Origin of the sequence: Pseudomonas sp. DTU12.1, assembly GCF_009873475.1 — a bacterium.
GTDB classification, from domain to species: domain Bacteria; phylum Pseudomonadota; class Gammaproteobacteria; order Pseudomonadales; family Pseudomonadaceae; genus Aquipseudomonas; species Aquipseudomonas proteolytica.
This window is the reverse complement of sequence record NZ_CP045254.1, coordinates 5225127-5244792: the sequence shown is the minus strand read 5'-3', so window position 1 is coordinate 5244792 and position 19666 is coordinate 5225127. Positions and strand designations below refer to the sequence as shown.

Genomic DNA, 19666 nt, shown 5'->3' with positions numbered 1-19666 from the left:
AAAAGCTGCGATGCGTGTATTGAAGGGGTTGCTGGGGTTGTTGGTGGCGATGCCGCTGCTGGCTTCGGCTGAAGAGATTGGCCAGGTATCGACGGTGTTCAAGTTTGTCGGCCCCAACGACCGAATCGTCGTCGAAGCGTTTGACGACCCCAAGGTTGACGGCGTGACCTGCTACTTGTCTCGCGCCAAGACCGGCGGCGTCAAAGGTGGCCTGGGCCTGGCCGAAGATCGCGCCGAAGCGTCGATTGCCTGCCGCCAGGTCGGGCCGATCCGCTTCAAGGGTGAGCTCAAGGATGGCGACGAAGTGTTCAAGGAGCGCACCTCGCTGGTGTTCAAGACCATGCAGGTGGTGCGTTTCCTTGATAAGAAGCGCAATACCCTGGTGTATCTGGTCTACAGCGACCGCCTGATCGAAGGCAGTCCGCAGAATGCGGTGACGGCGATTCCGATCCTGCCTTGGCCTAGTGCGCAATAAGCCTGACAGTGCAGCGTTGCTTTATGTGGGAGCTGGCTTGCCTGCGATAGCCATAGGTATCTACACAACTTTCAGAAACTGACGAACTCTCCTGTGGCGAGCGGGCTTGCCCCGCGCTGGGCTGCGAAGCAGCCCCAAAACCAGCCGCTGCGGTGTATCTGGTACAACGCATTCGGCTTATTGGGGCTGCTTCGCAGCCCAGCGCGGGGCAAGCCCGCTCGCCACAACTGCGCTATCTGCCTGGATTTAGGCGTTGCGGCAAAGTTGTGTAGATACCTATGCTGCGATAGCGGTTTAACAGTCGACATCTGTGTTGAATGTTATGTGCCCGTCGCAGGCAAGCCAGCTCCCGCATTTGTTTTGGGGTTGGCATAAATCGTAGGCAATAAAAAACCGACCCTGGGGTCGGTTTTTTAACAAGCTTATCGCTTAGGCTGCAACAGCAAGGTTCAGAGCCTTGATGTGGCCATTCAGACGACCTTTATGGCGAGCAGCTTTGTTCTTGTGGATGATGCCTTTATCGGCCATACGGTCGATAACTGGCACGGCCAGAACGTAAGCAGCTTGAGCTTTTTCAGCGTCTTTTGCGTCAATGGCCTTAACTACATTCTTGATGTAGGTACGAACCATGGAACGCAGGCTGGCGTTGTGGCTGCGACGCTTCTCAGCCTGTTTTGCACGTTTTTTGGCGGAAGGTGTGTTGGCCACCGTCGAGCTCCTCGAAAGACTTTTTAGGAAATAGCAAACAAAATAGGCCGCGAATCATGCCGATGAGTTGAAGTCTTGTCAAGGGCGGCTGATGCGAACTGCTGAGTGGTCGATCTGAAGAGGCGGGTTATTTATTTCCGGCGCTTGACCTGTAAACTCGCGAGCTTTGGCTCTGTGCTGTTGCAGGCGCGCAGTATCGCATAAGTGGGCGCTTTGTTCGCCTGCTCTTTATCTATAGGCAAAAACTCTTTCAATGAATCTGCTCAAGTCGTTGGCCGCCGTCAGCTCTATCACGATGATTTCCAGGGTTCTGGGGTTTGTACGTGACACCCTCATTGCACGTATTTTTGGCGCGAGCATGGCCACGGATGCCTTCTTTATCGCCTTCAAGCTGCCCAACCTGCTGCGGCGGATCTTCGCCGAGGGTGCGTTTTCCCAGGCATTTGTGCCGATTCTGGCGGAATACAAAACCCAGCAAGGCGAGGAGGCCACCCGCACCTTCATCGCCTACGTCTCGGGCCTGTTGACCCTGGTGCTGATGCTGGTGACCATCGCCGGGATGCTCGCCGCACCCTGGATTATCTGGGCCACGGCGCCCGGTTTTGCCAACACCCCGGAAAAATTCGCCCTCACCAGCGATCTGTTGCGAGTGACCTTTCCTTATATATTGCTGATCTCCCTATCGTCCCTGGCGGGCGCGATCCTCAATACCTGGAATCGTTTCTCGGTGCCGGCGTTTGTGCCAACCCTGCTTAACGTCAGCATGATCATCTTTGCGTTGTTCCTCACGCCGTACTTCGATCCGCCGGTCATGGCGCTCGGCTGGGCAGTGCTGGCCGGTGGCCTGGCGCAACTGTTGTATCAGCTGCCGCACCTGAAAAAGATCGGCATGCTCGTGTTGCCGCGCCTCAATCTCAAGGACACTGGCGTGTGGCGCGTGATGAAAAACATGCTGCCGGCGATCCTCGGTGTGTCGGTCAGCCAGATCTCCCTGATCATCAACACCGCGTTTGCTTCGCTACTGGTTTCCGGCTCCGTGTCGTGGATGTATTACGCCGACCGTCTGATGGAATTGCCATCCGGCGTGCTGGGCGTGGCGCTGGGCACCATTTTGCTGCCGACCCTGGCACGTACTTACGCCAGCAAGGACCGCCATGAATACTCGCGCATTCTCGACTGGGGCCTGCGCCTGTGCTTTGTGCTGGTGCTGCCATGCGCCCTGGCCCTGGGAATCCTGGCGGAGCCGCTGACGGTTTCGCTGTTCCAGTATGGCCAATTCAGTGCCTTTGATGCCTTGATGACCCAGCGCGCGCTGGTCGCTTATTCGGTGGGGTTGCTGGGGATTATTGTGATCAAGGTCTTGGCGCCGGGCTTTTATGCCCAGCAAAACATTCGTACCCCAGTGAAAATCGCCATTTTCACCCTGGTGGTCACCCAACTGTTCAACCTGATATTCATCGGGCCGCTGGCTCACGCCGGCCTGGCCCTGGCTATCAGCGCCGGCGCCTGCATCAATGCTGGCCTGCTGTTTTATCAACTGCGTAAACAAAAAATGTATCAGCCGCAGCCAGGCTGGGGCGTGTTTGCCCTCAAGTTGCTGCTGGCCGTGGCCGTGATGTCGGCAGTATTGCTGGGGCTGATGCATTGGATGCCGGCGTGGGACGAAGGGCAGATGCTCGAGCGATTCCTGCGCCTGGGCCTGCTGGTCGTGGCCGGGGTGATCGCCTACTTTGGCATGTTGTTGCTGCTGGGCTTCCGTCTGCGGGATTTCAATCGCAAGGCGCTGAATTGATCGCAATCAACAATAAGCTGGCTGTTTTTTCGATTCGAATCATTTGGCCTGTGCTGTTGCCTGTCGTCCGGGGCCGGGTGTGGTTATAATCGACCACTTTATGAGCAAGAAGCGCGTTATGCAGCTGGTTCGAGGTCTCCACAACCTGCGCCCCGAGCATCGGGGCTGCGTCGCCACTATTGGCAACTTTGACGGTGTTCACCGTGGCCACCAGGCTATCCTGGCGCGGCTGCGCGAGCGCGCAGTCGAGTTGGGTGTGCCCAGCTGCGTGGTGATTTTCGAGCCGCAGCCCCGTGAATTCTTCACCCCCGAGACGGCCCCGGCCCGTTTGGCCCGCTTGCGGGACAAACTGCAGCTGCTGGCCGAAGAAGGCGTGGACCGGGTCTTGTGCCTGGCGTTCAACCAGCGTTTACGCAGTCTCAGCGCCACCGAGTTCGTCGACCGTATCCTTGTCGATGGCTTGGGTGTGCAGCATTTGGAGGTCGGTGACGACTTCCGCTTCGGTTGCGACCGGGTAGGGGATTTCGATTTCCTGCAACAAGCCGGCGTAACCCAGGGGTTTACCGTCGAAGCCGCGCAAACCGTTGAACTGGACGGTCTGCGCGTGAGCAGCACCCAGGTGCGAAATGCCCTGGCCGCTGCCGACTTCGCCTTGGCCGAGCGTTTGCTCGGTCGCCCGTTCCGGATTGCCGGGCGGGTCCTGCACGGCCAGAAGCTGGCGCGCCAACTGGGCACGCCAACCGCCAACGTGCAACTCAAGCGCCGTCGCGTGCCACTGACCGGGGTGTATCTGGTGAGTGTCGAGATCGACGGCCAACCGTGGCCCGGAGTCGCCAATATAGGCGTCAGGCCAACGGTTGCAGGTGATGGCAAGGCCCACCTGGAAGTTCATCTTTTGGATTTTGCCGGGGATTTGTATGACCGGCGTTTGACGGTGGTTTTCCACCAAAAGCTGCGTGAAGAGCAGCGATTCGCCTCCCTTGAGGCGTTGAAAACGGCGATCAATGCGGATGTCGCCGCCGCCCGTGCACTAGCCGCACCTAGCGCCCATCGCTAATGAAGAGCCTTAAATGACCGACTATAAAGCCACGCTAAACCTTCCGGACACCGCCTTCCCAATGAAGGCCGGCCTGCCACAGCGCGAACCGCAGATCCTGCAGCGCTGGGACAGTATTGGCCTGTACGGAAAGTTGCGCGAGATTGGCAAGGATCGTCCGAAATTCGTCCTGCACGACGGCCCTCCTTATGCCAACGGCACGATTCACATCGGTCATGCGCTGAACAAGATTCTCAAGGACATGATCATCCGCTCGAAAACCCTTGCGGGCTTCGATGCGCCTTATGTCCCGGGTTGGGACTGCCACGGCCTGCCGATCGAACACAAGGTCGAAGTGACCTACGGCAAGAACCTGGGCGCCGACAAGACCCGCGAGCTGTGCCGTGCCTACGCCACCGAGCAGATCGAAGGGCAGAAGTCCGAATTCATCCGCCTGGGTGTGTTGGGGGACTGGGACAACCCGTACAAGACCATGAACTTCAAGAACGAGGCCGGTGAAATCCGTGCCTTGGCCGAGATCGTCAAGGGCGGCTTCGTGTTCAAGGGCCTCAAGCCCGTGAACTGGTGCTTTGACTGCGGCTCGGCCCTGGCCGAAGCGGAAGTCGAGTACGAAGACAAGAAGTCCTCGACCATCGACGTCGCGTTCCCGATTGCCGACGACGCCAAGCTGGCCGGGGCCTTTGGCCTGGCGAGCCTGGCCAAGCCAGCTGCCATCGTGATCTGGACCACCACCCCGTGGACCATCCCAGCCAACCAGGCGCTGAACGTGCATCCGGAATTCACCTACGCCCTGGTGGACGTTGGTGATCGCCTGCTGGTGCTGGCCGAGGACATGGTCGAGGCCTGCCTGGCCCGCTACGAGCTGCAAGGCTCGGTGATCGCCACCGCCACCGGCTCTGCGCTGGAACTGATCAACTTCCGTCACCCGTTCTATGACCGCCTGTCGCCGGTGTACCTGGCTGACTACGTCGAACTGGGTTCGGGTACCGGTGTGGTTCACTCCGCGCCGGCCTACGGCGTGGACGACTTCGTGACCTGCAAAGCCTATGGCATGGTCAACGATGACATCCTCAACCCGGTGCAGAGCAATGGCGTGTACGCGCCTTCGTTGGAGTTCTTCGGCGGCCAGTTCATCTTCAAGGCCAACCAGCCGATCATCGACAAGCTGTCGGAAGTCGGTGCGCTGCTGCACACCGAAACCATCAAGCACAGCTACATGCACTGCTGGCGCCACAAGACCCCGCTGATCTACCGCGCCACCGCGCAGTGGTTCATCGGCATGGACAAAGAGCCAGTCGCCGGCGAAACCCTGCGCAAGCGTGCGATCAAAGCCATCGAAGACACCAAGTTCGTCCCGGCCTGGGGCCAGGCACGTCTGCACTCGATGATTGCCAACCGTCCGGACTGGTGCATCTCCCGCCAGCGCAACTGGGGCGTGCCGATCCCGTTCTTCCTGAACAAGGAAAGCGGCGAACTGCACCCACGTACCGTTGAGTTGATGGAAGTGGTGGCCCAGCGCGTTGAACAGGAAGGCATCGAAGCCTGGTTCAAGCTGGATGCCGCTGAGCTGCTGGGCGACGAAGCGCCGCTGTACGACAAGATCAGCGACACCCTCGACGTGTGGTTCGACTCCGGTACCACCCACTGGCACGTACTGCGTGGTTCGCACCCGATGGGTCACGAGACCGGCCCGCGTGCCGACCTGTACCTGGAAGGCTCGGACCAGCACCGTGGCTGGTTCCACTCGTCCCTGCTGACCGGCTGCGCCATCGACGATCACGCCCCATACCGCGAACTGCTGACCCACGGCTTCACCGTCGACGAGAACGGTCGCAAGATGTCCAAGTCCCTGGGCAACGTGATCGCGCCGCAGAAGGTCAACGACACCCTGGGCGCCGATATCATGCGCCTGTGGGTGGCTTCCACCGACTACTCGGGCGAGATGGCCGTTTCGGAGCAGATCCTGCAACGTAGCGCCGATGCCTACCGCCGTATCCGCAATACCGCACGCTTCATGCTGTCGAACCTGACCGGCTTCAACCCGGCCACCGACATCCTGCCGGCCGAGGAAATGCTCGCCCTGGACCGTTGGGCCGTGGACCGTACCCTGTTGCTGCAGCGCGAGTTGCAGGAACACTACGGCGAGTACCGGTTCTGGAACGTCTATTCGAAGATCCACAACTTCTGCGTGCAGGAGTTGGGTGGCTTCTACCTCGACATCATCAAGGACCGCCAGTACACCACCGGCGCCAACAGCAAGGCGCGCCGCTCGGCGCAAACCGCGCTGTATCACATCTCCGAAGCGCTGGTGCGCTGGATCGCACCGATCCTGGCCTTCACCGCCGACGAACTGTGGGAGTACCTGCCGGGCGAGCGTAACGAGTCCGTGATGCTCAACACCTGGTACGAAGGCCTGACCGAATTGCCGGCCGACTTCGAACTGGGCCGCGAGTACTGGGAAGGTGTGATGGCCGTCAAGGTTGCGGTGAACAAGGAACTGGAAGTCCAGCGTGCGGCCAAGGCCGTCGGTGGCAACCTGCAAGCCGAAGTCACGCTGTTTGCCGAGGAGGGCCTGACCGCCGACCTGGGCAAGTTGAGCAACGAACTGCGCTTCGTGCTGATTACCTCCACAGCCAGCCTCGCGCCATTCGCCCAGGCCCCGGCTGATGCGGTGGCTACCGAAGTACCGGGCCTCAAGCTCAAGGTGGTCAAGTCGACCTTCGCCAAGTGCGCCCGTTGCTGGCACTGCCGTGAAGACGTTGGCGTGAACCCTGAGCATCCGGAAATCTGCGGTCGTTGCGTCGACAACATCAGCGGTGCTGGCGAGGTTCGCCACTATGCCTAAATCCAGCCGTTTCGGACGTCTGGGTTGGCTCGTGTTGAGCTTGCTGGTCCTGGTCATCGACCAGGTCAGCAAGGCTCACTTCGAGGGCTCCCTGGAAATGTTCCAGCAGATCGTGGTGATTCCTGACTACTTCAGCTGGACCCTGGCCTACAACACCGGTGCTGCATTCAGTTTCCTGGCTGACAGTGGCGGTTGGCAGCGCTGGCTGTTTGCCCTGATCGCCGTGGTGGTCAGCGCGGTGCTGGTGGTCTGGCTCAAGCGCCTGGGCCGCAACGACACCTGGCTGGCTATCGCCCTGGCACTGGTGCTGGGCGGGGCCCTGGGCAATCTGTACGACCGCATAGCCCTTGGCCATGTGATCGACTTCATTCTGGTGCACTGGCAGAACCGCCATTATTTCCCGGCGTTCAATTTTGCCGACAGCGCCATCTGCGTTGGCGCTGTCATGCTGGCGCTGGATATGTTCAAGGGCAACAAACCCGGAGAAGCCGTAAATGACTGAACAAGTATTGGCCGAACAACGCATTGGCCAGAACACGGAAGTCACCTTGCATTTTGCATTGCGCCTGGAGAATGGCGACACGGTCGACAGCACGTTCGACAAGGCCCCGGCGACCTTCAAGGTCGGCGACGGCAACCTGCTGCCGGGCTTCGAAGCGGCACTTTTCGGCTTCAAGGCAGGCGACAAGCGCAACTTGCAGATCCCGCCGGAAAACGCCTTTGGCCAGCCCAACCCGCAAAACGTACAGATCATCCCGCGTTCGCAGTTCCAGGATATGGAGCTGTCGGAAGGCTTGCTGGTGATCTTCAACGATGCGGCGAATACTGAGCTGCCCGGCGTGGTCAAAACCTTTGATGAGACTCAGGTGACTATCGACTTCAACCACCCGTTGGCCGGCAAGACCTTGACCTTTGATGTTGAAATCATCGACGTTAAAGCGCTCTAACTGACGATTCCGGCCTATTGTAGGAGCGAGCTAGCTCGCGAAGGTCTTCAACGAAAATCCTGGCATCCTGAATGATCGCGGTGCCTGTGAAATTTTCGCGAGCAAGCTCGCTCCTACATGGCAAGACACGAGGCACAGCATGCAAATCAAACTCGCCAACCCCCGTGGCTTCTGCGCCGGCGTGGACCGGGCGATCGAAATCGTCAATCGCGCCCTGGAAGTCTTCGGGCCACCGATCTACGTGCGCCATGAAGTTGTCCACAACAAGTTCGTTGTCGAAGACCTTCGGGCTCGCGGCGCGATTTTTGTCGAGGAACTGGAACAGGTGCCGGATGACGTTATCGTCATTTTCAGCGCCCACGGCGTGTCCCAGGCCGTGCGCACCGAAGCGGCAGGCCGCGGCCTGAAAGTCTTCGACGCGACGTGCCCGCTGGTTACCAAGGTGCATATCGAAGTGGCACGCTACAGCCGTGACGGCCGTGAGTGCATCCTGATCGGCCACGCCGGCCACCCGGAGGTCGAAGGCACCATGGGGCAGTACGACGCCAGCAATGGCGGCGCGATCTACCTCGTGGAAGACGAAAAAGACGTCGCCGAGCTGCAAGTGCATAACCCTGAAAAGTTGGCCTTCGTGACCCAGACCACCTTGTCGATGGATGACACCAGCCGCGTCATTGATGCCCTGCGTACTCGTTTCCCCGCCATTGGTGGGCCACGCAAGGACGATATTTGCTACGCCACACAAAACCGCCAGGATGCCGTCAAACAACTGGCCGACGAGTGCGACGTAGTACTGGTGGTGGGTAGTCCCAACAGCTCCAACTCCAATCGTCTGCGTGAGCTGGCCGAACGCATGGCTACTCCGGCATACCTGATCGATGGCGCCGAAGACCTGCAGCGCAGTTGGTTCGACGGTGTCGAGCGTATCGGTATCACGGCGGGCGCCTCGGCGCCGGAAGTCTTGGTGCGTGGCGTCATCCAGCAGTTGCAGGCGTGGGGCGCGACAGGCGCCGATGAGCTGGCAGGGCGTGAAGAAAACATCACTTTTTCCATGCCCAAGGAGCTGCGGGTTCGTTCGCTGCTCTGAGCCCTGTCTCGCTGGTGTACCCGCGGCACAATGCCTGCTCGGCCTTGTCGCTGCGCAAGCTGATCCGGCCGCTGGGTGCCAGCACTACCTGATGCAGGCTCAGCGGCTGCTCCGCTGAGCACACATGCACGGTGCCGGCACGAAACCCTCCCGCAGACAGCAGGGGTTCGCCCAGCCCGCTGAAACGAATCTGCGTGCGCACCGGTGTATTGCCTACGATGGGAGTCCGCCCATTGTCCTGGCGCTCCAGCAGTACCGGGTTGTCGTCGTCCAGGTGGCCGCGCCCATTCATGTCCACCACCACCCTCCAGCCTTTGCTCCAGTCGTCATCCAGTGCATGGATGACGACCGTCCGATTGCGAGCAATGGCTTGGGTGCGGGCGTAGCGCAGGCCGGAGGCCAGTGCCTGTGCCGCGCTCAGTCGCGTTTGTGAGTCCATCAGGCTCTTGAATCCGGGCACTGCCAATTGCGCCAGGATGCCGCTGACGATCAAACCGAGCAGCAATTCGATCAATGTGAAACCGCGTTGTTTCATACATCGTCCCTCCGTGGACAGTTCATTTGCTTGTGACAGGAATAGTTATAGCGGCGGTCCACGACTGCGCAGTGATGGCCTTCCTGTCCAAAGTATTTCCCTATATTCCGAGGGGCAGCGCGGCTGTCAGGGCGGCGCTAGTCTTGGACAACCCACGGCCATTTCGGCCGTTTTCATGACCCTCGACAAGGATGACGATGGCTATGCGAGCCTGCCCGATAACGTGTTGTACTCCCGTCCCCGCCGCTCGGGAGGTTGGCATGAGCCTGATCGAAGTGCTGGTCTCGCTGCTGATTCTCGGCGTCGGCCTGCTGGGGGCCGGGTTGATCCAGCTGAATGCACTCAAGTACACCGACAGCTCCAGAATGATCAGCCAGGCGAGTTTCATCGCCTATGACATGCTCGACCGGATTCGCGCCAACGCGGGTGCTGACTACTCCTGGGAAAGTGGCGATAGCTGGGCAGCCAACACCTTGGCCGCGAGTGTCCGCGACCTGGACTTGCACGACTTCGAGGCCAATATCCGCCACTTGGCTGGCGATTCCGCCAAAGGTTCGATTGCGATCAGCCAGCGCGAGGTGACTATCAACATCAGTTGGGATGATTCGCGTGCAGCCAATGCTGACAACACCCGTGAAACATTCACCCTGACCAGTCGTGTCGCGGTTGATCCGAGGCCTGTGCTATGAGGCGCTCCAGTGCGGGCTTTGGCCTGGTCGAGGCACTGCTGGCGACGCTCCTGGGGTTACTTGTAGTCCTGGCGGCCGTCCAGGTAACACTGGCTGCCCGAAGCACTGCGGCCAGCCAGCACGCCTCGGCGCTATTGCAGGATGATGGGCGGTTTGTCCTGGGCAAGATGCTCCAGGAGATTCGCTTGGCGGGGATGTTCGGTTGCCTGTCCCTGCCTTTGATTGCTCAGGCGCCTGCTGACTTTTCCAGGCCCGTCAGTGTGCTGGTCAATGGTGCCTCAACCAGCCTGACGCTGGTCACGGGCGATGTCGGCGACCAGGGCAGTCGTCCTGACTGGACGGTGCTCAGCAATTGTATTGACAGTGCTCAGGCCTATTCGGGGGTCCCCCCCAAGCCAGGGACCGGGCAGATCGCTTTTCCCGTGCGCAAGCTGACCTACACCTTTGAGTCAGGGCAACTGAAGATCAGCACTCCAACAACCCCGGCCAAGGCGGTGCTGGTGGATAACGTGGGGGCGTTCGAAATGAGTTTCGGGATGGCCAGCCGGCCCGGGTCCAGTGTCGTGACCCGGTATGACAGCCACCCCAGCGACGAATCGCTGATCCGCACTGTGCGTGTGGCGTTGACGCTCCGCGATCCGGCACGTCGCGCGCGCGACCAGATCTACAGCGCCGTCGCAGCTGTGCGTAATCGCCTTGAATAGTGGGCTCCGGATATCGGCCTCCAGGCAGCGCGGCATGGTGCTCTTGATCAGCCTGGTATTGCTGCTGCTGTTGACGGTTCTCGGGCTGTCATCGATGCAGGGCGCAACGTCGCAGGAGCAACTCGCCGGCAGCATCAGGCACCGCAACTTATCGTTTCAAGCGGCCGAAGACGGGCTCAGGCGCGGTGAGTCGGCTGTGCAGGCGCATGGGTTCGGTTTGCCGGCCTGTCAGTCGCAAGTCACCTGCGCACCGCCAAAAGAGGCGTATGCCATCAGCCAGCCGGGTGTCGATCCGGTCTCGGTCATCGCCTGGGTCGGCCTGAAGGGGGGCGTATACGGTATTCAAAACCTGGGGCCCGGTATCGGAATGGCACATTTGCCGCCCAATACCCCCGCAACTTTATATCGGGTCACGGCTGTGGGGTTCAGCGGTCAGTCGCGCACCGTTCTGGAGAGCGTCTTTGCGCGCGTCGACCCGGATGCCGGTGGGGGATTTCGACGAGTTCTATGGCGACAACTTCAATAGGTGAGCATCACGATGAGCGGCAACTGCAAAGGATTCACCTTGATAGAGTTACTGATTGCACTAGCGATCATTGCCACATTGGCTGCGGTGGTTTATCCGGGGTACAGCGCCCATGTGAAAAAGGCCTACCGCACAGAAATCGTCGGGCTGCTCACGGAGCAAGCCCAGCAGCTGGAACGCTATTACGTGAGAAATGGCACTTTTATTGATGCCAGCGGCGTCAGTACCGGTAATGATCGCTATAGAATCACGGTGATACTGAACCCGCAGGACTTCACCCTGACCGCGACGCCTCTTGCCGGCGCGATGCTGGGTGATACTTGTGGTGAGTTCAGCTTGACCAGCACTGGCGCGCGGGCTAATCCCGGCGCGGTGCCCGGCACCACTCGTCAGGAGTGCTGGGGGCGATGAGGCTGGTGGGCGACGGGGTGCCAGGGGTACTCCTTTCTTTTCATGGGCTGGATCGAACAATGACTAAGCAACAGCAAGTCGTAGTGGTGGGTGGTGGTGTTATCGGGCTGTTGACGGCGTTCAACCTGGCAACGCAGGGGCAGGCAGTGGTCGTGCTGGACCGTTCATCGGTCGGGCAAGAGTCTTCCTGGGCCGGTGGCGGGATTGTTTCGCCGTTATACCCGTGGCGCTACAGCCCGGCCGTCACGGCGCTGGCCCATTGGTCCCAGGATTTCTATCCGCAATTGGCCCAGCGCCTGTTTGCCGCCACCGGTGTGGATCCCGAGGTTCATACCACCGGCCTTTATTGGCTGGACCTCGACGACGAGGCCGATGCCCTGGCCTGGGCTGCACGGGAAGGTCGGCCATTGAGCAAGGTGGATGTGTCGGCCGCCCGTGATGCGGTTCCTGTGCTGGGGGCAGGGTTTTCACAGGCCATTTATATGGCAGACGTGGCCAACGTGCGTAATCCGCGCCTGGTCAAATCCCTGAAGGCTGCGTTGTTGGCGTTGCCCGGGGTGACCTTGCATGAGCATTGCGCGGTACAGGGCTTTATCCAGGAGGGCGGCAGCATCGTCGGGGTCAATACGGCTCAGGGTGAGGTGCGTGGCGATCAGGTCGTGCTCGCGGCCGGGGCCTGGAGTGGTGAATTGCTGGACAGCCTGGGGCTGACGTTGCCCGTGGAGCCGGTCAAGGGGCAGATGATTCTGTACAAGTGCGCCTCGGACTTTCTGTCGAGCATGGTCCTGGCGAAAGGGCGCTATGCGATTCCACGCCGGGATGGGCACATCCTGGTTGGCAGTACGCTGGAACATGAAGGCTTCGACAAGACGCCGACCGAACCGGCCCTGGAAAGCCTGAAAGCCTCGGCGGTGGAGTTGATTCCGGCACTGGCGGATGCCGCCGTGGTGGGGCATTGGGCCGGGTTGCGGCCAGGTTCGCCCGAGGGCATCCCTTATATTGGCAAGGTGCCAGGGTTTGAAGGGCTGTGGCTCAACTGCGGGCATTACCGCAACGGCCTGGTATTGGCACCTGCGTCTTGCCAGTTGTTTGCTGACTTGCTGTTGGGGCATGAGCCGGTTATTGACCCCGCTCCCTATGCGCCCGTTGGTCGGATATAAGCGTGGGCCCTTGTAGGAGCCGGCAAGCCAGCTCCTACGGTTCCAGGCTTTCAGCGTTCGATAGACTTTGGTCCCTGCTCGAGGTGCGCCTGGGTGCAGTACCACTCCTGCTGCTGGCTCAATGCCCGGTCCTGAGGCAGATGTACGCCACAGTGGGCACAGCGAACCATGGGCGCGGCGCCTTGTTCGCGGGGCTGTTGCTGCGTAGAAGCGGAGCGCTTGAACTTGCGCCAGAACCATACCGCAGCAGCAATCAGGGCAATCCAGAACAGTAAACGAACCATGGCAGGCAGCTTCTCGACAGGGAATGCGGCAGTTTAGCCAAGGATGTTAACGGCGCACAGGGTAATAAAGTCGCGTCATGAAAAAAGGAGCCCCGAGAGGCTCCTTCTTGCGCTGCCAGACTGGTTTTCAGTCAAAGACACCGAACGTCATGTAGCTGAACCACGAGCGATCCTGGTTGTTGCCCAGGGCCTCTGGTGCTTCTTCCTCGATCACGTCGCCGTTCTCGTCATGGGGCTTGAGCTCGGACGGGATGGAGTCCTTGGCGTCCTGATACTGCTTGAGGATGTCCTGGTTGGCGCGGGTTTCACCTGGCGGCAACGGCGGACGGGACTCGATCAGGCCCAGGGTGTACTTGCTCAGCCACGAGCGGTTGTCCGCTTCGGCAACCTGCGGCACAAACTGGCCGTCTTTCAGGCTTGGGTGGTCTGGGTAGTTGAGTTTCAAGGTCTGCAGGCTGGTGTCCGCCAGGGTATCCAGATGCAGGCGCATGTAGGCTTCGGTCATTACTGCCAGGCCATCACCCACCGAAGGGGTTTCCTGGAAGTTTTCCACTACATAGCGGCCACGGTTGGCGGCAGCGACATAAGCCTGGCGCGTCAGGTAGTAGTGGGCTACGTGGATTTCGTAGGAAGCCAGCAGGTTGCGCAGGTAGATCATGCGCTGCTTGGCGTCCGGCGCGTAGCGGCTGTTGGGGAAGCGGCTGGTCAGTTGGGCGAACTCGTTATAGGAGTCGCGCGCAGCACCAGGGTCACGCTTGGTCATGTCCAGCGGCAGGAAGCGCGCCAGCAGGCCAACGTCCTGGTCAAACGAGGTCAGGCCCTTGAGGTAGTAGGCGTAGTCCACGTTCGGGTGTTGCGGGTGCAGGCGGATAAAACGCTCGGCAGCGGACTTGGCAGCTTCCGGCTCGGCGTTCTTGTAGTTCGCGTAGATCAGTTCGAGCTGGGCCTGGTCGGCATAGCGGCCAAACGGATAACGCGACTCCAAGGCCTTGAGCTTGGCCGTGGCGCTTGTGTAGCTATTATTGTCCAGGTCGGCCTGAGCCTGCTGGTACAGCTCGACTTCACTGAGGTTTTCGTCGACGACGTCCTTTGTTGACGAGCAAGCAGCAGTCATGGCGAGGATGGCGATCAGCAGCAGGTGTTTCACTTGCATGGCGGCTTGCGTCCCTATGACGGCCGCTGTCTTGGGCGGGGCCGTCCTGTTATGATGAGCGCCCCGATGAAAGCCTCGGGGCAAAAGACGCCGTATTTAACCACAAGCGCGCAGCCGAAACCAAAGGCTGTGCCACGCCTAGTCTGAGCATGTCCGATAAAATTGAACTTCGCGCAGAGGTGCCGTCCGAATTGGGCGGCCAACGCCTCGATCAAGTCGCCGCACAACTATTCGCTGAGCACTCGCGCTCGCGCCTTTCCGCCTGGATCAAAGACGGCCGCCTGACTGTGGATGGAGCGGTTATCCGCCCGCGAGACATAGTTCATGGCGGTTCGGTTCTTGAGCTGACTGCCGAGCAGGAAGCCCAGGGAGAATGGATCGCCCAGGACATCGAGCTGGATATCGTCTATGAAGACGACGACATCCTGGTGATCAACAAACCCGCAGGCCTGGTGGTTCACCCGGCGGCCGGGCACGCTGATGGCACCTTGCTCAATGCCTTGTTGCACCATGTGCCGGACATCATCAATGTCCCGCGCTGCGGCATTGTCCACCGCCTGGACAAGGACACCACCGGTCTGATGGTGGTGGCCAAGACCATCCAGGCACAGACGCAGTTGGTCACACAATTGCAGAGCCGCAGCGTCAGCCGCATCTATGAGTGCATCGTGATTGGTGTGGTCGTGGCGGGTGGCAAGATCAACGCGCCTATCGGTCGTCATGGCCAGCAGCGCCAGCGCATGGCGGTGATGGAGGGTGGCAAGCAGGCCGTCAGCCACTACCGCGTGCTGGAGCGTTTCCGTTCCCACACCCATGTGCGGGTCAAGCTGGAAACCGGCCGTACCCACCAGATCCGGGTGCATATGGCGCATATCAACTTCCCGTTGGTCGGCGATCCGGCCTACGGTGGTCGCTTCCGTATTCCGCCGGCCGCCAGTGTGACCATGGTCGAATCGTTGAAGTCGTTCCCGCGCCAGGCGTTGCATGCACGCTTCCTGGAGCTGGATCATCCGACGAGCGGTGAGCGGATGAGCTGGGAATCGCCACTGCCCGACGATTTTGTCTGGTTGCTGTCGCTACTCAAGCAAGACCGCGAGGCCTTTGTCGGATGAGTGACTGGCTGATTCCTGACTGGCCTGCGCCGGCCGGGGTGAAAGCCTGTGTCACTACCCGTGCGGGCGGCGTCAGTCTGGCGCCGTTCGACAGTCTGAATCTGGGCGATCATGTCGAGGACAGCCTTGGGGCTGTACTTGAGAATCGCCGTCGTCTCACTGCCGCGTTCGATATCCAGCCGGCCTGGCTGCGCCAGGTCCATGGTGTCGTCGTGGTCAAGGCCGATCCGGGGCAGATTGCCGAGGCAGATGGCAGCTGGACCGATACGCCCGGCATCGCCTGCACGGCGATGACCGCCGATTGCCTGCCGGCCTTGTTTTGCAACAAAGCCGGGACCCGGGTTGCCGCTGCCCATGCCGGTTGGCGTGGACTGGCCGCGGGAGTGCTGGAAGCTGCCGCCGAAAGCCTGGACACTGCGCCTGCCGACGTACTGGTCTGGTTAGGCCCGGCGATTGGCCCGAAGGCCTTTGAAGTGGGCCCAGAAGTGCGTGAAGCCTTCGTGCAGCAACATCCGCAAACCGCGCAGGCTTTCGTTCCCAGCCATAATCCTGGCAAGTTCCTGGCCGACATCTATCAGTTGGCGCGTCTGCGCCTGGCTGCGCGCGGTATCACCGCCGTTTATGGTGGCGGTTTGTGTACGGTGACCGACCCACGCTTCTTTTCTTACCGGCGCAGCCCGCGCACCGGTCGATTTGCCTCCCTGATCTGGCTCGAACGCTAGACTCTGCTGATCCATATCATGCATTGCCGGCTTGAATCCTCCAGAATCCACCCCATCTATAAGGGTATCTGGCAGGTTTCTTCATTCAGGATGCGTTAATCGCGAGCAAGCTCGCTCGCACATAGCTCCGGCCTGCTCAAAAGGAAGGTGACTAATGCGTATTGATCGTTTAACCAGCAAATTACAATTGGCGTTATCGGATTCCCAATCCCTGGCGGTTGGCCTCGACCATCCGGCCATTGAGCCCGCGCACTTGATGCAGGCGCTCCTCGAACAGCAGGGTGGTTCGATCAAACCCCTACTGATGCAGGTGGGCTTTGACGTCAACAGCCTGCGCAAGGAATTGAGCAAAGAGCTCGACCAGCTGCCGAAAATCCAGAATCCGACGGGCGACGTGAATATGTCCCAGGATTTGGCGCGCCTGCTCAATCAGGCGGACCGCCTGGCTCAGCAGAAGGGCGACCAGTTCATCTCCAGCGAACTGGTGCTGCTCGCTGCCATGGACGACAACAGCAAGCTCGGCAAGTTGTTGCTGGGCCAGGGCGTGAGCAAAAAGGCCCTGGAAAATGCCATCAACAACCTGCGCGGCGGCGAGGCGGTGAATGACCCCAATCACGAGGAGTCGCGCCAGGCCCTGGACAAATACACCGTCGACCTGACCAAGCGCGCCGAAGACGGCAAGCTGGACCCGGTGATCGGGCGTGACGATGAAATTCGTCGCACCATCCAGGTCCTGCAGCGACGCACCAAGAACAACCCGGTGCTGATCGGCGAGCCTGGCGTGGGTAAAACCGCCATCGCCGAAGGCCTGGCCCAGCGCATCATTAATGGTGAGGTGCCGGACGGCCTCAAGGGCAAGCGCTTGCTGTCCCTGGACATGGGCGCGTTGATCGCCGGTGCCAAGTTCCGTGGTGAGTTCGAAGAGCGCCTCAAATCCCTGCTTAACGAACTGTCGAAGCAGGAAGGGCAGATCATTCTGTTTATCGACGAACTGCACACCATGGTCGGCGCCGGTAAAGGCGAAGGCTCGATGGATGCGGGCAACATGCTCAAGCCAGCACTGGCTCGGGGCGAGTTGCATTGCGTTGGCGCGACCACGCTCAACGAGTACCGCCAGTACATTGAAAAGGACGCGGCCCTTGAACGTCGTTTCCAGAAAGTCCTGGTGGAAGAGCCGAGTGAAGAAGACACCATCGCGATCCTGCGTGGCCTGAAAGAGCGTTATGAGGTCCACCACCGGGTAGCAATCACTGATGGCGCGATCATTGCGGCGGCCAAGTTGAGCCATCGCTACATCACTGACCGTCAGTTGCCGGACAAGGCCATCGACCTGATCGACGAAGCGGCCAGCCGTATTCGCATGGAAATCGACTCCAAGCCTGAAGTGCTGGACCGCCTTGAGCGCCGCCTGATTCAACTGAAAGTCGAATCCCAGGCGCTGAAGAAAGAGGACGATGACGCGGCGAAGAAACGCCTGGAAAAACTCCAGGAAGAAATCGTCCGCCTGGAACGTGAGTATTCGGACCTGGAAGAAATCTGGACCTCGGAAAAAGCCGAAGTGCAGGGTTCCGCACAGATCCAGCAAAAGATCGAGCAGTCGCGCCAGGAGCTGGAAGCTGCCCGCCGTAAAGGCGACCTGAACCGCATGGCCGAGCTGCAGTACGGGGTGATCCCGGATCTGGAGCGCAGCCTGCAGATGGTCGACCAGCATGGTCACAGCGAAAACCAGTTGCTGCGCAGCAAGGTGACCGAGGAAGAAATTGCCGAGGTTGTGTCCAAGTGGACCGGCATTCCGGTGTCGAAGATGCTGGAAGGCGAGCGTGACAAGCTGTTGCGTATGGAAAGCCTGTTGCACCAGCGCGTCATCGGCCAGGAAGAGGCGGTGGTGGCTGTGTCCAACGCGGTACGGCGTTCGCGCGCCGGGTTGTCCGACCCGAACCGCCCGAGTGGCTCGTTCATGTTCCTCGGCCCGACCGGCGTGGGTAAGACCGAGTTGTGCAAGGCCCTGGCCGAGTTCCTCTTTGATACAGAAGAGGCGATGGTGCGTATCGATATGTCCGAGTTCATGGAGAAACATTCCGTGGCTCGCTTGATCGGGGCGCCACCAGGCTATGTGGGCTACGAGGAAGGTGGCTACCTGACCGAAGCGGTACGGCGTAAGCCTTACTCGGTGATCCTGCTGGATGAGGTCGAGAAGGCTCACCCGGACGTGTTCAACGTGTTGCTGCAAGTGCTGGAAGATGGCCGGCTGACGGACAGCCACGGGCGTACCGTGGATTTCCGTAATACGGTGATCGTGATGACCTCCAACCTGGGCTCGGTACAGATCCAGGAAATGGTCGGGGATCGTGAAGGTCAGCGTGCTGCGGTAATGGATGCGCTGACCAGCCACTTCCGCCCGGAATTTATCAACCGGGTCGATGAAGTGGTGATCTTCGAGCCTCTGGCGCGGGATCAGATCGCGGGCATTACCGAGATCCAGTTGGGCCGCCTGCGCAGCCGTCTGGCGGAGCGCGAGCTGATGCTGGAACTGAGCAGCGAGGCCTTGGACAAGTTGATCGCCGTGGGTTACGACCCGGTGTATGGCGCACGGCCATTAAAACGTGCGATCCAGCGCTGGATCGAGAACCCGTTGGCCCAACTGATCCTGTCGGGCAGCTTTATGCCGGGGACCAGCGTCAAGGCCACCGTGGAAAACGACGAAATCGTCTTCCACTAAGTGCCGATTGGGTGGTTATAAGCAAAGGCCCCGCATTGCGGGGCCTTTTTTTTCGATAGGGCGTTGAACTGTAAGGCAAAGGCTTGTAAAGTGCGCCCCGCAGCAACGTCAGCCCACGGGTTTCTTCTCCCCAAGGAGAAATCAGAAAGAAGCGCAAATCATTGTCTTAAAAGCAATTTAAAGGGTTGACAGGGGTTTTTAAGATTGTAGAATAGCGCGCCTCAGACACGCTAACGTAGCGATACGGACAGCGTCGAAGAGAAGGATACACCGCAGTAAAAGTTGTACTTTGAAATATGTAGTTCCGTGATAGCTCAGTCGGTAGAGCAAATGACTGTTAATCATTGGGTCCCAGGTTCGAGTCCTGGTCACGGAGCCAATTTCAAACCGGGGTATAGCGCAGTCCGGTAGCGCGCCTGCTTTGGGAGCAGGATGTCAGGAGTTCGAATCCCCTTACCCCGACCATTTTTGGGTCGTTAGCTCAGTTGGTAGAGCAGTTGGCTTTTAACCAATTGGTCGTAGGTTCGAATCCCACACGACCCACCATTTTTGAGACCAGTTAACGCTGGAATCGAATCTTAAGATCAGAGGCCAAAAGCACTGATCGAAGAAGGCGACTTGAAAAGGTCGCCTTTTTTTTACCGGGGTATAGCGCAGTCCGGTAGCGCGCCTGCTTTGGGAGCAGGATGTCAGGAGTTCGAATCCCCTTACCCCGACCATATTAAAAATCCTCGTATCGA

19 protein-coding genes and 4 tRNA genes are annotated in these 19666 nt (G+C 59.8%); 19 read left to right on the top strand and 4 right to left on the bottom strand.

What is annotated here, in order from left to right:
- The first annotated feature begins 10 nt into the window (after nucleotides 1-10).
- On the top strand, nucleotides 11-475 hold the full coding sequence (locus tag GDV60_RS23205; RefSeq protein WP_029292045.1) for a CreA family protein: 465 nt from the start codon (nucleotides 11-13) through the stop codon (nucleotides 473-475).
- Nucleotides 476-904: 429 nt separating this feature from the next.
- On the opposite strand, the gene rpsT is transcribed toward GDV60_RS23205, so the two are convergent.
- Nucleotides 905-1183 (bottom strand): 30S ribosomal protein S20, encoded by a 279-nt coding sequence (gene rpsT / locus GDV60_RS23200; RefSeq protein ID WP_029292043.1) that lies wholly within the window; start codon nucleotides 1181-1183, stop codon nucleotides 905-907.
- Nucleotides 1184-1436: 253 nt separating this feature from the next.
- Between rpsT and murJ the strand changes: the two genes are divergently transcribed.
- The 6 genes from murJ (at nucleotide 1437) to ispH (ending at nucleotide 8911) form a co-directional block, all read left to right on the top strand.
- Entirely contained in the window at nucleotides 1437-2975 is a 1539-nt protein-coding gene (gene murJ, locus GDV60_RS23195) for a murein biosynthesis integral membrane protein MurJ (protein WP_092230500.1), read from the top strand.
- Between the two features lie 118 nt (nucleotides 2976-3093).
- Entirely contained in the window at nucleotides 3094-4032 is a 939-nt protein-coding gene (gene ribF / locus GDV60_RS23190; RefSeq protein ID WP_029292040.1) for a bifunctional riboflavin kinase/FAD synthetase, read from the top strand.
- 13 nt (nucleotides 4033-4045) lie between these two features.
- A complete protein-coding gene (ileS, locus tag GDV60_RS23185) occupies nucleotides 4046-6877 on the top strand; it encodes an isoleucine--tRNA ligase (RefSeq protein WP_159908863.1) in 2832 nt (943 codons plus the stop codon).
- Nucleotides 6870-7379 (top strand): signal peptidase II, encoded by a 510-nt coding sequence (lspA, locus tag GDV60_RS23180; RefSeq protein ID WP_029292036.1) that lies wholly within the window; start codon nucleotides 6870-6872, stop codon nucleotides 7377-7379. Before ileS ends, lspA begins: the two co-directional genes overlap by 8 nt.
- 7 nt (nucleotides 7380-7386) lie before the next feature.
- Entirely contained in the window at nucleotides 7387-7824 is a 438-nt protein-coding gene (gene fkpB / locus GDV60_RS23175; protein ID WP_178121370.1) for an FKBP-type peptidyl-prolyl cis-trans isomerase, read from the top strand.
- A gap of 139 nt (nucleotides 7825-7963) precedes the next feature.
- Nucleotides 7964-8911 carry a 4-hydroxy-3-methylbut-2-enyl diphosphate reductase gene (gene ispH, locus GDV60_RS23170; RefSeq protein WP_029292032.1) on the top strand — a complete coding sequence of 316 codons (948 nt, stop codon included), beginning with the start codon at nucleotides 7964-7966 and terminating at the stop codon, nucleotides 8909-8911.
- Here the strand turns inward: ispH and GDV60_RS23165 are convergent.
- Nucleotides 8865-9446: a GspH/FimT family pseudopilin gene (locus GDV60_RS23165; RefSeq protein ID WP_029292030.1), complete on the bottom strand. Its 582-nt coding sequence runs from the start codon at nucleotides 9444-9446 to the stop codon at nucleotides 8865-8867. The two genes, ispH and GDV60_RS23165, sit on opposite strands and share 47 nt — an antisense overlap.
- A 203-nt stretch (nucleotides 9447-9649) precedes the next feature.
- Between GDV60_RS23165 and pilV the strand changes: the two genes are divergently transcribed.
- Genes pilV through thiO form a run of 5 tightly spaced genes read left to right on the top strand, consistent with a single transcriptional unit; the run spans nucleotide 9650 to nucleotide 12936 of the window.
- Nucleotides 9650-10135, top strand: coding sequence for a type IV pilus modification protein PilV (gene pilV / locus GDV60_RS23160; protein WP_371923835.1), 486 nt, complete (start codon nucleotides 9650-9652; stop codon nucleotides 10133-10135).
- On the top strand, nucleotides 10132-10839 hold the full coding sequence (locus tag GDV60_RS23155; protein ID WP_092230494.1) for a PilW family protein: 708 nt from the start codon (nucleotides 10132-10134) through the stop codon (nucleotides 10837-10839). Before pilV ends, GDV60_RS23155 begins: the two co-directional genes overlap by 4 nt.
- A 34-nt stretch (nucleotides 10840-10873) precedes the next feature.
- A complete protein-coding gene (locus GDV60_RS23150) occupies nucleotides 10874-11365 on the top strand; it encodes a PilX N-terminal domain-containing pilus assembly protein (protein WP_092230491.1) in 492 nt (163 codons plus the stop codon).
- Nucleotides 11366-11377: 12 nt separating this feature from the next.
- Nucleotides 11378-11776: a type IV pilin protein gene (locus GDV60_RS23145; RefSeq protein ID WP_070994138.1), complete on the top strand. Its 399-nt coding sequence runs from the start codon at nucleotides 11378-11380 to the stop codon at nucleotides 11774-11776.
- Between the two features lie 59 nt (nucleotides 11777-11835).
- Complete coding sequence (gene thiO / locus GDV60_RS23140; protein WP_070994137.1) at nucleotides 11836-12936, top strand: glycine oxidase ThiO; 1101 nt, start codon at nucleotides 11836-11838, stop codon at nucleotides 12934-12936.
- A 50-nt stretch (nucleotides 12937-12986) separates the two neighbouring features.
- On the opposite strand, the gene GDV60_RS23135 is transcribed toward thiO, so the two are convergent.
- Together GDV60_RS23135 and GDV60_RS23130 are read right to left on the bottom strand one after the other, a co-directional pair.
- Nucleotides 12987-13220, bottom strand: a complete 234-nt coding sequence (locus tag GDV60_RS23135) for a PP0621 family protein (RefSeq protein WP_029292019.1) — start codon at nucleotides 13218-13220, stop codon at nucleotides 12987-12989.
- 127 nt (nucleotides 13221-13347) lie between these two features.
- Complete coding sequence (locus GDV60_RS23130) at nucleotides 13348-14373, bottom strand: outer membrane protein assembly factor BamD (RefSeq protein ID WP_029292017.1); 1026 nt, start codon at nucleotides 14371-14373, stop codon at nucleotides 13348-13350.
- 149 nt (nucleotides 14374-14522) lie between these two features.
- On the opposite strand from GDV60_RS23130, the gene rluD reads away from it, so the two are divergent.
- The 7 genes from rluD to GDV60_RS23095 all read left to right on the top strand — a co-directional run bounded on the left by rluD (nucleotide 14523) and on the right by GDV60_RS23095 (nucleotide 19645).
- The gene (gene rluD, locus GDV60_RS23125; RefSeq protein ID WP_029292014.1) at nucleotides 14523-15485 is read left to right on the top strand and encodes a 23S rRNA pseudouridine(1911/1915/1917) synthase RluD; all 963 of its coding nucleotides are present in this window, start codon (nucleotides 14523-14525) and stop codon (nucleotides 15483-15485) included.
- Complete coding sequence (gene pgeF / locus GDV60_RS23120; protein WP_029292012.1) at nucleotides 15482-16207, top strand: peptidoglycan editing factor PgeF; 726 nt, start codon at nucleotides 15482-15484, stop codon at nucleotides 16205-16207. The genes rluD and pgeF overlap by 4 nt, the downstream gene beginning before the upstream one ends.
- A 154-nt stretch (nucleotides 16208-16361) precedes the next feature.
- A complete protein-coding gene (clpB, locus tag GDV60_RS23115; protein ID WP_092230488.1) occupies nucleotides 16362-18926 on the top strand; it encodes an ATP-dependent chaperone ClpB in 2565 nt (854 codons plus the stop codon).
- A gap of 303 nt (nucleotides 18927-19229) precedes the next feature.
- Nucleotides 19230-19305: transfer RNA gene (locus GDV60_RS23110), tRNA-Asn, on the top strand.
- 9 nt (nucleotides 19306-19314) lie between these two features.
- A tRNA-Pro gene (locus GDV60_RS23105) sits at nucleotides 19315-19391 on the top strand.
- A gap of 5 nt (nucleotides 19392-19396) precedes the next feature.
- Nucleotides 19397-19472, top strand: a tRNA-Lys gene (locus GDV60_RS23100).
- 96 nt (nucleotides 19473-19568) lie between these two features.
- Nucleotides 19569-19645, top strand: a tRNA-Pro gene (locus GDV60_RS23095).
- Nucleotides 19646-19666 lie beyond the last annotated feature (21 nt).